We start from the raw sequence: 12,717 nt of genomic DNA on the forward strand, positions 1-12,717 counted from the left end.
CCGTAGGGACTACGGGGATAGCCTAATCAATAACTAACCGTTAGGTTGGTGTTCTTAGGAATCTCCCACTTCAAACAGCTCGTAAGAGTGTTAAGTGGGGGTAGTTCAAAAAAGTGTTATTGCTGCAAAATAGCGGACGAAACGTTACATTTAATTTTTAGAACACGGGGTGAAAAAATGGCAAAACAAAAGCAAAGAGGGACGAAATCAAAGGCAAGACGTACGATAAAACCAACTTTGTACTATGAAATCGTCGGATTGACTCTTTTTGCACTTTCAATCATTACAATTTTACAACTAGGGATTGTAGGGAAATCGTTTGTGTTATTTTTTCGCTTTTTCTTTGGTGAATGGTACATAATTGGTGTATTAGGAGTGATTGCGTTATCCATTGCGTTTGTCATTAGGCGTGGATGGCCCAACCTTCTTCATAAACGACTAATCGGTATTTATTTGATTGTATTAGCGATATTAATGTTTAGTCACATTACATTATTTAATCTGCTTACAAAGGACGGAGCGGTAGAAAATACATCTGTTATTGTTAGTACAAAAGACTTGTTCTTTCTTGAGATGAAAAAGAGTCCAGGCACGATTCATTTAGGTGGCGGTATGTTTGGAGCTCTCATGTTTGCAACATGTTATTTCTTATTTGATGAAGTAGGAGCTTATCTAATTGGAATTATTCTTGTTATTCTTGGTATACTCTGTATTACAAATAAACATATTGGTGAAATATTAGCTCCGGTAGGGAGAATAGTAAGAAGTCAATTTCAGGTCATGCAAGGAGATTATAAAGAGTGGAAATCGAAGCGTGCAGCTGAACAAACTGAAAAGAAAAAAAGAGAAAGACGCACGAGAAATGAGAGTTCTGAATCCCGCGAAGAGATTGCCGAGCCTATAGAAGAAATAACCATAGATCCGCCAATTATTTCGAATTTCTCAGAGAATTATCCAATTCATGAAGAACAGGATTTGCCGAAAGAAACAGGAATGGATAACCCTATTTCAGATATTGAGGAAGTGCAAAATACACCAGAAGAAAAAACGAAAAAGAAACGTGGCGAGAAGATTGTTGAATCGTTAGAAGGAGATACAAAAGCGCCGCCGATGCAATTTTCAAATGTAGAAAATAAAGATTATGAACTTCCTACTATCGATATATTGAAGTTTCCAAAGAATAAGCAAGTGACAAATGAAAATGAAAAAATCTATGAGAATGCTCGTAAGCTTGAACGAACTTTCCAAAGTTTTGGAGTGAAAGCGAAAGTAACGAAAGTACATAAAGGGCCCGCAGTTACAAAGTATGAAGTGTATCCTGATATGGGTGTGAAAGTGAGTAAAATTGTTAGTTTAAGTGATGATTTAGCGCTTGCTTTAGCAGCGAAAGATATTCGAATTGAAGCGCCAATTCCCGGGAAATCAGCCGTAGGAATTGAGGTTCCAAATTCAGAAGTTTCGGTGGTTACACTTAGAGAGGTGCTAGATTCAAAGGCGAATAATCATCCGGAGGAAAAATTATTAATCGGTCTGGGACGCGATATTACAGGTGAAGCTGTCTTAGCACGTTTAAATAAGATGCCGCATTTATTGGTAGCTGGAGCGACTGGTAGCGGAAAAAGTGTATGTATTAATGGGATTATTGTTAGTATTTTAATGCGTGCTAAACCGCACGAAGTAAAGTTAATGATGATTGATCCGAAGATGGTAGAGTTAAATGTATACAATGGTGTTCCGCATTTGTTAACACCTGTAGTGACAGATCCGAAGAAAGCTTCACAAGCTTTGAAAAAAGTTGTTAGTGAGATGGAGCGTCGCTATGAATTGTTTGCACATAGTGGAACGCGTAATATCGAAGGATATAATGAGTATATTAGACATCATAATGAGCAATCAGAAGCGAAGCAACAAGAACTTCCATATATTGTTGTAATTGTGGACGAGTTGGCTGATTTAATGATGGTCGCGTCTTCGGATGTCGAAGATGCAATTATGCGATTAGCACAGATGGCTCGTGCTGCAGGCATTCATTTAATTATTGCAACGCAGCGTCCATCGGTTGATGTGATCACAGGGGTTATTAAAGCGAATATTCCATCACGTATTGCTTTTGCTGTATCTTCTCAAACGGATTCTCGTACGATTCTTGATAGCGGTGGTGCAGAGAAATTGTTAGGAAGAGGAGATATGCTCTTTATACCGATTGGTGCGTCAAAACCAATACGTGTACAAGGCGCATTTTTATCAGATGATGAAGTGGAAAGAGTTGTAGAGTATGTGATTGGACAACAAAAAGCACAATATCAAGAAGATATGATTCCGCAAGATGTACCAGAAACAAAACAAGAAGTAGAAGATGAATTATATGATGAAGCAGTACAGCTTGTGGTCGAAATGCAAACTGCTTCTGTTTCGATGTTACAACGACGATTTAGAGTGGGATATACGCGTGCAGCACGTCTGATTGATGCAATGGAAATGAATGGTGTTGTTGGACCGTATGAAGGCAGCAAACCGCGTGAAGTGTTAATTAAAGATATACAAGAACAGAGTTCTTAATAAAAAAGTCTAATTGTTTACAATTAGGCTTTTTTATATAGTGTTTTTGTTATATACTATACATAGCACAAAAGAAAGGGCTTACATTTTTGTTAATTCCATAGAATACGAATACTTTTGGTTTCATTTTACTAAATGTTCGATATTTACTGCGGAAAAGTGTTGAATTTTGTTGACACATATGGGGGCAAGTGGTAAGATTACTTCGAAAAGAATCACTGCCTCATATAATCTTGGAAATAAGGTCCATAAGTTTCTACCTAGCAACCATGAATTGCTAGACTATGAGGGGAGAAGTGTGTAACAAAGGATGTAAGAGGAATCTTTGTGCCGAACTTTTTCTCTAGATGAGGAATGTTTATGGTACAAAGTTTTTTTTATATATTAAAGATGAAAAATTTCGTCTTAAAAAACTATTAATATTTATTCGACAAATTATAATATCGAGAGAAAAAGAGAAAAGAAGTCTTACATCAGAGGTCGAATAATTGAATGGGGGGAGTCTTGTGTCGGTTAAATCTGATAGTCGGCATTTATATTTGCGAGTGATTGATCATATTAAAGAGAAAATCAAAAGTGGAGCATATAAAGAAAAGCAAAAGTTACCTTCTGAGTTTGATTTAGCAAAGGAACTAGGTGTAAGTAGAGCCACTTTGCGTGAAGCGCTCCGTATTTTGGAAGAAGAAAATGTTGTCATTCGTAGACATGGCGTAGGAACGTTTGTGAATGCAAAGCCGTTGTTCTCTTCTGGAATCGAACAACTTTCCAGTATTACCGATATGATTGCTAGTGCTGGAAAAACACCGGGGACTATTTTTTTATCATCATCTACTACAAGTTTAACAGAAGAAGAAAAAGAAAAGTTTCATAGTGAAGAAGGTTTCGAAGCAGTTATGATTGAACGTGTTCGTACAGCAGATGGGGAACCTGTTGTATACTGTGTTGATAAATTATCAAAAGAAATATTGTCGGATTTATCAGATTATAATGAGGAGTCGTTGCTTACTGTTATACATAATAACACGCATAAGCGCGTAACATATGCAGTTGCTCATATTGAACCGATTGGATATCATCCGAAAATATCACCAATCTTGCAGTGTGAACCAGAAACGGCATTACTGATTTTAAAACAAATGCATTACGATCAAAATGATGAACCAATTTTGTATTCTATTAATTATTTTAGAGCAGATAAATTTAGCTTCCATGTATTACGAAAACGTATGTAAATCGGTTCCTTTTTAGGGAGGTGACAGCAAGAAGGAAGGGACAACAGCATAAATAGTAAATAGAAATATACATCATTTTAGGAGGGGTTTCTAGTATGAAGAAAAAAGCAGGTCTTTTATTATCATTAACGTTAGCAGCGAGTACAGTGTTAGGGGCATGTGGTAACTCAGACAAAGCAAGTAGTGACAAGAAAGATAGTAAGGGTTTTAAAGTTGGTATGGTTACCGATATTGGTGGGGTTGATGATAAATCCTTTAACCAATCAGCATGGGAAGGATTAACAAAGTTCGGTAAAGATAATGATTTGAAAAAAAATGAAGGCTATCGTTATCTTCAATCAAGTAAAGACTCAGATTATATTCCAAACTTAACAAAGTTTGCGAAAGGAAATTATAATGTAACATTTGGTATTGGATATTTAATGGAAGACTCTATTGAAAAAGTAGCAGATCAATATCCGAAACAACAATTTGCCATTGTAGACGCTGTTGTGGAAAAACCAAATGTAACAAGTATTACATTTAAAGACCATGAAGGATCTTTCCTTGTTGGGGTTGCGGCGGCGATGACGACAAAATCTAATAAAGTGGGCTTTGTCGGCGGAGTAAAGAGTCCATTAATTAGCAAGTTTGAATCGGGATTTAAAGCTGGAGTGAAAGCAGTAAATCCAAACATTGAAATCGTTGCACAATATGCAGATGCCTTTGATAAACCAGAAAAAGGATCTGTATTAGCATCAGCAATGTATGGTCAAGGTGTAGACGTAATTTATCACGCATCTGGTGCAACGGGTAATGGTGTATTTACAGAAGCGAAAAACCGTAAGAAAAAAGGTGAAAATGTTTGGGTAATTGGTGTTGACCGTGACCAAAATCAAGAAGGTATGCCTGAAAATGTAACGTTGACGTCTATGGTAAAACGTGTTGACGTTGCAGTAGCAAAAGTAGCGCAAGAAGCAAAAGATGGAAAATTAAAAGGTGGTAAAATAGAAGAATTCGGTTTGAAAGATGATGGTATTGGTATTGCGAAGACAACTGACAATGTGAAAAAAGCAAATCCAGAAATCTTAACAAAAATAGAAGAGTTTGAGAAGAAAATTACAGCTGGTGAAATTAAAGTGCCTGCAACTGATGATGAGTACAAAGAGTATGAGGCTTCTCTAACGAAATAATGATAGAGAAATAGCAAAGGTTAGTTCGTAGAACTAACCTTTGTATCTACCGAATCATTTTTCATAGAGTGTAATTGGGGGGATTGTTCCCTGCTAAAAGGAGGAACACAATGGAATACGTAATTGAGATGAACAATATTACAAAAGTATTCCCAGGCATTGTGGCGAATGATGATATTACGCTGCAAGTAAAACAGGGAGAAATACACGCTTTGCTCGGGGAAAATGGAGCAGGGAAATCAACGCTAATGAATGTTCTTTTTGGACTGTACCAGCCAGAGCAAGGAGAAATTAAAATTAAAGGGAAGCCTGTAAAAATTACAAATCCTAATATTGCGAATAATTTTGGAATTGGCATGGTTCACCAACATTTTATGCTTGTTCACAATTTTACCGTTACAGAGAATATTATTCTTGGAAATGAACCGAAGAAAAAAGGGAAAATTGCAGTTGATGAAGCGGCAGAAGAAATTAAAAAGTTATCTGAACAATACGGTCTAGCGGTAGACCCGTATGCGAAAATTGAAGATATTTCAGTTGGGATGCAGCAGCGGGTTGAAATTTTAAAGACGCTTTATCGAGGAGCTGAAATTTTAATATTTGATGAACCAACAGCAGTATTAACTCCTCAGGAAATTCATGAGCTGATTCAAATTATGAAAAAACTTGTACAAGAAGGAAAATCTATTATTCTAATTACTCATAAATTAAAAGAAATTATGGAAGTTTGTGATCGTTGTACGATTATTCGAAAAGGAAAAGGAATCGGTACAGTTGACGTTGCAAATACAGATGAACATAAACTTGCGGAACTAATGGTTGGACGTCAAGTGAATTTTAAAACAGAAAAATTAGACGCAAAACCTGAGAAAGATGTACTTTCGATTGCGAACCTTGTTGTTCGTGATGCACGTCAATTACCTGCTGTAAAAGGCCTTGACTTAACTGTTCGTGCAGGAGAAATTGTTGGTATTGCAGGAATTGATGGGAATGGACAAAGTGAATTAATAGAGGCGATTACTGGTTTACGAAAAGTTGAGTCAGGTTCTATTGCAATGAATGGGAAAGAGATAACGAATTGGCCTGTGAGACGAATTACAGAAGAGGGAATTGGTCATATTCCAGAAGACCGTCATAAACATGGACTCGTCTTGGATTTTTCCGTAAGAGATAATATTGTTTTACAAACATATTATAAAAACCCGTTTTCGAAAAAAGGTTTTTTAAATTTTAATACTATTACAAAAAAAGCGAAAGAGCTTATTGCGCAGTTTGATGTGCGTACACCGAGTGAATATACATTGGCTCGGGCGCTATCTGGTGGGAATCAGCAAAAAGCCATTATTGCTCGTGAGGTCGATCGCAATCCGGACTTATTAATTGCGGCACAGCCAACGCGTGGTCTTGATGTAGGGGCAATTGAATTTATTCATAAAAAATTAATCGAGCAAAGAGATAAAGGGAAAGCGGTCCTACTTGTGTCTTTAGAGCTTGACGAAATTTTAAATGTAAGTGACCGTGTGGCTGTTATTTATGAAGGGAAAATTGTTGCAATTGTTGATGCAAAAGCAACGGATGAACAAGAGTTAGGTCTTTTAATGGCTGGTGGAACAGGGGAAGAGAAGGTGAGTACAAATGGCTAAAAATTTTTTAACGGAGCGAACGATTAATATTTTAGTACCTGTGTTATCTGTTCTTTTTGGTTTGCTTGTAGGAGCCATTGTTATGATAATGAGCGGATATGATCCGATTGTTGGGTATGCAGCATTGTGGGAAGGAATGGTTGGAAACCCGCAAGCTATAGGTGAAACACTTCGTACGATGATCCCTCTTGTGTTAGCTGGTCTTTCCGTTGCCTTTGCATTCCGTACAGGTCTATTTAATATCGGAGTAGAGGGGCAATTGTTAGTCGGATGGCTTGCAGCAGTTTGGTTCGGTTATGCAGTGTCATTACCAGCATTCTTGCATATTCCGCTATCTATTTTAATTGCAGCAATCGTTGGTGGTTTATGGGGATTTATTCCAGGGTACTTAAAAGGGAAATTTAAAGTAAATGAAGTGATTGTAACCATTATGATGAACTATATTGCACTGTATGTGACATATGACCTCATTAAACGTTTTTTACATGAAGCGAATGAAAAATCATATGATATTCAGCCAAGTGCATCGTTAGCGTCTGAATGGCTTTCTTCTTTAACGGAAGGATCACGTCTGCACTGGGGGATTCTTGTTGCGATTCTTATTGCGATTCTCATGTGGTTCTTATTAGATCGAACAACGTTAGGTTATGAATTAAAATCAGTTGGATTTAATCAACATGCTTCGCAATATGCTGGTATGAAAGTTTCTCGTAATGTCATTTTATCGATGACAATTGCAGGTGCCTTTGCAGGTATTGGTGGAGCGATGGAAGGGCTTGGAACCTTTCAAAATATGACAGCGATGACCTCGTTTACTGGAATTGGATTTGACGGAATTGCAGTCGCTCTTCTTGGTAGCAATAACCCATTTGGTATCTTGCTTGCTGCTTTATTATTTGGTGGTTTGAAAAGTGCAGCGCCGCAAATGAACTTTGAAGCAGATGTGCCATCTGAATTAATCAATGTCATTATTGCATGTATTATTTTCTTTGTTGCTTGTAGCTATGTTTTACGCTGGGCACTGACACGCATGAGCAAGGAGGGGAAATAAATGAACTTCTTAGATATTTTAGCCATTCTTGTGACAGGTACATTATATACAGCGGCCCCACTTATTTTTACAGCGCTTGGTGGAGTGTTCAGTGAACGTTCTGGAGTTGTAAACATCGCATTAGAAGGGTTAATGTTATTTGGTGCATTTATTGGTGTTGTGACAACTTTATTAATGGGAGATACATGGGGTACGATGACCCCTTGGATTGCACTTGTTTTTGCAGCAATTGGCGGTGGGATATTTGCACTTCTTCACGCCGTTGCTTCCATTACATTTCGTGCGGACCAAGTTGTTAGTGGAGTAGCAATCAACTTTTTAGCGCTTGGTTTGACTGTTTTTGCGATTAAGAAAATTTTCGGTAAAGGTCAAACTGATTTTATTCAATATCGTATTGAAAAAATCGACGTTCCGGGGCTTTCAGACGTTCCTGTTATTGGAAAAATATTTTTCTCCAGTGTACCCGTAACATCGTATATTGCTATTATTTTAGCTTTTATTGTTTGGTATATTATTTATAAAACGCCGTTTGGTCTTCGTCTTCGCGCAGTTGGTGAACATCCAATGGCAGCTGATACAATGGGGATTAATGTATATAAAATGCGTTACATTGCCGTTTGTATTTCAGGTATGTTTGCAGGCGTTGGCGGTGCCATCTTTGCCATGTCCATCTCAAATAACTTTTCAGGTGCAACGATTACAGGACAAGGTTTCTTAGCGCTAGCTGCTATGATTTTCGGGAAATGGAATCCGCTTGGGGCGCTAGGAGCGGCTTTGTTCTTCGGGTTTGCACAATCCCTTGGAGTAACGGGAGGAACTATTCCTGTACTGAAAGAAATACCAAGTGTTTTCTTAACCATTTTGCCATATGTGTTTACGATTTTAGCACTAGTGGGTTTTGTTGGACGTTCAGAAGCGCCAAAAGCGCTGGGAACACCATATGAAAAAGGAAAGAGATAATCTTTTCGAAGTTTGAAAAAGCTCGCACATTAGTGCGGGCTTTTTGACATAGAATATGTTTAATATGGAAATGCATACAAGAACTTAAAAGTAAAAAGGAAGAAAAGTTGATTTTTGATTTCTAAAAACTGTATATTGAAGAGGAATATTCCTACATAGGTAAAGGAGGGCTATAAATGAAATTGATGGAACAGCAAATGCATGAGTTAGGTGGTTTACGAGTACATATCATTCCAACAGATAAGTATAAAACAAATACATTTGTATTTCGCTTTAAGGCACCTTTAAATGAAGAAACTGTGACAGAGCGTGCTATTTTGCCTTACGTTTTACAAAGCGCTACCGAGAAATTGCCATCTGTCATTCGTCTTCGCCAATATTTAGAGGAATTATATGGGTCTTCTTTAGCGGTAGATGTAAGTAAAAAAGGTGAGGAGCATATCATATCTATTTACATGGATGTCGCCAATGAGAAATATTTACAAGATGCTCCGCCTCTTTTTGAAAAAGCGCTTTCTATGTTATCTGATATTGTGTTACATCCAGCAACTGAAGGAAAGGGTTTTTTACAGTCTATTGTGGAGAGTGAGAAGCGAGCGCTTCTACAACGAATTGAAGCAACATATGATGATAAAATGCGTTATGCAAATGAACGTCTCATTGAAGAAATGTGTAAAGTCGAACCATATCGATTAAGCTCCAACGGGAAAAAAGAAGATGTTCCGCTCATTACAAGTGAAAAGTTATATCAATATTATCAAAAAGTGTTAGCGGAAGATGAAATGGATCTTTATATTATTGGAGATATTTCAGACAATGCAGCCGAACTCGTTCGTAAATATTTTTCCATTTCACCACGCGTACCGAAAGAAAAAAATGTAATACTTCATAAACGAAATAACGAAGAAAAAGAGGTTGTTGAGAAACAAGAACTAAAACAAAGTAAATTAAATATCGGTTATCGCACATATGTGACCTATCGTGATGAAGATTACTTTGCACTACAATTATTTAACGGTTTATTTGGTGGGTTCTCGCATTCCAAATTGTTTGTGAATGTTCGGGAAAAAAATAGTTTAGCGTATTATGCCGCTTCACGCTTTGAAAGTCATAAAGGCTTGCTCTTTGTTATGTCTGGAATTGAAGGAAAGAATTATGAGAAAGCGGTTGCTATTATTAAAGAGCAGATGAAGGCGATGAAGAATGGTGATTTCTCAGAGGAAGAAATTCAGCAAACAAAAAGTGTAATTCGAAATCAAATTTTAGAAGCGATTGATACACCACGTGGTTTCGTTGAACTATTATACCATGGTATTATTGCGGAACATACACGCCCAGTAGAAGAATGGGTCACGGGAATAGAATCGGTTACGAAAGAAGAAATTGTGAAGGTCGCAAATCAAATTGAGTTAGATACGATTTACTTCTTACATGGAACGGAGGGAGAATAGATGGAGAAGATTGCTTATGATCAATTACAAGAAACGCTTTATTATGAAAAGCTTCCAAATGGATTAGATGTATATATCTTACCGAAGCACGGATTCAATAAAACATTTGCAACGTTTACAACAAAGTACGGCTCTATCGATAATACATTCGTTCCTCTTGGAAAAGAAGAGATGGTTCGGGTGCCAGATGGAATCGCTCATTTCCTTGAACATAAATTGTTTGAAAAAGAGGATCATGATGCATTTCAGTTGTTTAGTAAGCAAGGAGCATCTGCAAATGCATTTACATCCTTTACAAGAACAGCGTATCTTTTTTCATGTACATCCAATGTGGAACAAAATTTAAATACATTATTAAATTTTGTTCAAGAACCATACTTTTCGGAAAAAACAGTGGAAAAAGAAAAAGGCATTATTGGTCAAGAAATTCAAATGTATCAAGATAACCCAGATTGGCGTTTATACTTTGGGTTAATTGATAGTCTATTTGTGAAACATCCGATTAAAATTGATATCGCTGGAACAATTGAATCGATAAGCAAAATTACGAAAGATTTATTGTATGAATGCTATGAAACATTTTATCATCCAAGTAATATGCTTTTATTTGTTGTTGGAGCTGTTGATCCAGAAAAGACAATCGCATTAGTACGAGAGAATCAAGCAAAAAAAGATTATCAAAATCAGCCAGAAATTATTCGTTCATTTGAAAGTGAACCAGAAGAGGTAAATGAGAAAAAGAAAATTATTTCGATGTCTGTTCAAACGCCAAAATGTTTAGTAGGAATTAAAGCAGTAGGGCTAAAAGAAAAAGGTGAGGCGCTTTTAAAACAAGAAATTGTACTGACGTTACTTTTAGATTACTTATTTGGAAAAGGATCAGCTCATTATGAGTCTTTATATAATGAAGGGCTCATTGACGAAACATTTTCTTATGATTATACAGAAGAGAGTAATTTTGGGTTTGCGATGGTTGGAGGCGATACAAAACAGCCAGATGAATTAGCAGATCGATTGAAAGCCATTTTGTTACAAATAGATTATAATAAGATTGATGCAAATACATTAGAACGTGTAAAGAAAAAGAAAATTGGAGGATTTTTACGCTCTCTTAATTCACCTGAATATATTGCAAATCAATTTACAAGATATGCATTTAATGAAACGAGTTTATTTGATGCATTATCTACTTTAGAAGGCATAACAGTTCAAGATTTACAAAGTGCAGCAAAAGAATTTTTAGTGGAAGACAGAATGAGTGTTTGCCAAGTATTACCAAAGAAATAACATACAAACATGAGGGATCTGTTGTCTGTTATATAAAAATGAACCCCTTCTTACTTTTTAGTAAAGCTTAAAAAGTAAAGAGGGGTATTTATAATGAAGAGTATGAATAGATGTCTTCGAAGAAAGGATCAAGAAATGAAGAAATATGCGTTAGTGACTGGGGGAAGCGGAGGAATTGGCTTTGCAATTTCAAAGCAGTTAATAGAAGATGGGTATACAGTATATATGCACTACAATAAAAATGAAGAAAAAGTAAAGGAGTTAGAAAAACAAATTGGAGAAGTCATTCCTGTTCAAGCTAACTTAGCCTGTGCGGATGGAGTAGAGAAATTGTGGGCACAGATTGATCATCCGATTGATACGATTGTATACGCAGCGGGAAAAAGTATATTTGGCTTAGTTACTGATGTGACAAATGAACAACTTGATGAAATGATTGCATTGCAAGTGAAGAGTGTGTATAAGCTTATGTCGCTTGCATTGCCACCAATGATACAACGGAGAAAGGGTAGTGTTGTTATTATTTCGTCAATTTGGGGGCAAATTGGAGCTTCTTGCGAAGTATTATATTCCATGGTAAAAGGTGCACAAAATGCATATACAAAAGCTTTAGCGAAAGAAGTGGCTTTAAGTGGAATTCGTGTCAATGCAGTAGCGCCAGGGGCAATTGAAACAGAAATGTTAAGTATATTCTCAGAAGAAGATAAAAATGGAATTGCAGAGGAAATTCCATTGGGACGAATTGGTTCCCCAAAAGAGGTGGCAAAAACAGTTTCCTTTTTAATATCACCAGGAGCTTCTTATATAACAGGTCAAATTATTGGAGTAAATGGTGGATGGTATTGCTAAAAAACATACATAAAAGATAAAAAACTGTGCAAATTAAGTATGATTGTAATACTCAATAGTGGTGAGGTGCTTAATATGTCAGTACTAGATAATTTTGATCAATGGAAAAGCTTTTTAGGAGAGCGTTTAGAGCAGGCGCAAGGAAAGGGTCTAGAGGGCGGTGCTATTTCAGATATGGCATACCGCGTTGGGGATTATCTTGCAAATGAAGTAGAAGCGCGCAATGATCAAGAAAAACTATTAGCAGAGCTTTGGAAAGTGGCAGATGAACAAGAACAACATACAATTGCAAATCTAATGGTAAAGTTGGTACAACAAAAATAAAAAAAGAGAGGAGATTCTCCGAGGCCACTGAAAAACTTACGTTTTTCGGTTTATAAACCGGATACAAAACAAGAAAGGCGACTTTTCATTCAATTTTGAATGAAAAGTCGTCTTTCTCTTTATCCTTTTTTACTTTGTTTCTTTCATCAAGGTTAGGATTCGTTTTAAATTGACAGCGAATATAGCCAT

10 protein-coding genes and 1 riboswitch are annotated in these 12,717 nt (G+C 36.6%); all 10 genes read left to right on the forward strand.

Annotated features, from left to right (window positions below; translation table 11 throughout):
- Nucleotides 1–177 precede the first annotated feature (177 nt).
- The 10 genes from MR059_RS21105 to MR059_RS21150 all read left to right on the forward strand — a co-directional run bounded on the left by MR059_RS21105 (nucleotide 178) and on the right by MR059_RS21150 (nucleotide 12,528).
- A complete protein-coding gene (locus tag MR059_RS21105) occupies nucleotides 178–2,559 on the forward strand; it encodes a DNA translocase FtsK (RefSeq protein WP_012094885.1) in 2,382 nt (793 codons plus the stop codon).
- A 203-nt stretch (nucleotides 2,560–2,762) separates the two neighbouring features.
- Nucleotides 2,763–2,864: riboswitch (purine riboswitch) on the forward strand.
- Nucleotides 2,865–3,065: 201 nt separating this feature from the next.
- A complete protein-coding gene (locus tag MR059_RS21110) occupies nucleotides 3,066–3,791 on the forward strand; it encodes a GntR family transcriptional regulator (protein WP_012094884.1) in 726 nt (241 codons plus the stop codon).
- Nucleotides 3,792–3,886: 95 nt separating this feature from the next.
- Nucleotides 3,887–4,963 carry a BMP family lipoprotein gene (locus MR059_RS21115; RefSeq protein ID WP_087095228.1) on the forward strand — a complete coding sequence of 359 codons (1,077 nt, stop codon included), beginning with the start codon at nucleotides 3,887–3,889 and terminating at the stop codon, nucleotides 4,961–4,963.
- Between the two features lie 110 nt (nucleotides 4,964–5,073).
- Nucleotides 5,074–6,606 carry an ABC transporter ATP-binding protein gene (locus tag MR059_RS21120; protein WP_012094882.1) on the forward strand — a complete coding sequence of 511 codons (1,533 nt, stop codon included), beginning with the start codon at nucleotides 5,074–5,076 and terminating at the stop codon, nucleotides 6,604–6,606.
- Entirely contained in the window at nucleotides 6,599–7,657 is a 1,059-nt protein-coding gene (locus MR059_RS21125; protein ID WP_242162016.1) for an ABC transporter permease, read from the forward strand. The genes MR059_RS21120 and MR059_RS21125 overlap by 8 nt, the downstream gene beginning before the upstream one ends.
- The gene (locus MR059_RS21130; RefSeq protein ID WP_012094880.1) at nucleotides 7,658–8,617 is read left to right on the forward strand and encodes an ABC transporter permease; all 960 of its coding nucleotides are present in this window, start codon (nucleotides 7,658–7,660) and stop codon (nucleotides 8,615–8,617) included.
- 176 nt (nucleotides 8,618–8,793) lie between these two features.
- Nucleotides 8,794–10,068, forward strand: coding sequence for an EF-P 5-aminopentanol modification-associated protein YfmF (gene yfmF, locus MR059_RS21135; protein ID WP_012094879.1), 1,275 nt, complete (start codon nucleotides 8,794–8,796; stop codon nucleotides 10,066–10,068).
- Nucleotides 10,069–11,355 carry an EF-P 5-aminopentanol modification-associated protein YfmH gene (gene yfmH, locus MR059_RS21140; protein ID WP_087095227.1) on the forward strand — a complete coding sequence of 429 codons (1,287 nt, stop codon included), beginning with the start codon at nucleotides 10,069–10,071 and terminating at the stop codon, nucleotides 11,353–11,355.
- Nucleotides 11,356–11,490: 135 nt separating this feature from the next.
- Entirely contained in the window at nucleotides 11,491–12,204 is a 714-nt protein-coding gene (gene ymfI / locus MR059_RS21145; protein WP_041810481.1) for an elongation factor P 5-aminopentanone reductase, read from the forward strand.
- Between the two features lie 75 nt (nucleotides 12,205–12,279).
- The gene (locus MR059_RS21150) at nucleotides 12,280–12,528 is read left to right on the forward strand and encodes a DUF3243 domain-containing protein (RefSeq protein WP_012094876.1); all 249 of its coding nucleotides are present in this window, start codon (nucleotides 12,280–12,282) and stop codon (nucleotides 12,526–12,528) included.
- The last annotated feature ends 189 nt before the right edge of the window (nucleotides 12,529–12,717 follow it).

Origin of the sequence: Bacillus cereus group sp. BfR-BA-01522 (assembly GCF_022662635.1) — a bacterium.
Taxonomy (GTDB): Bacteria; Bacillota; Bacilli; order Bacillales; family Bacillaceae_G; genus Bacillus_A; species Bacillus_A cytotoxicus.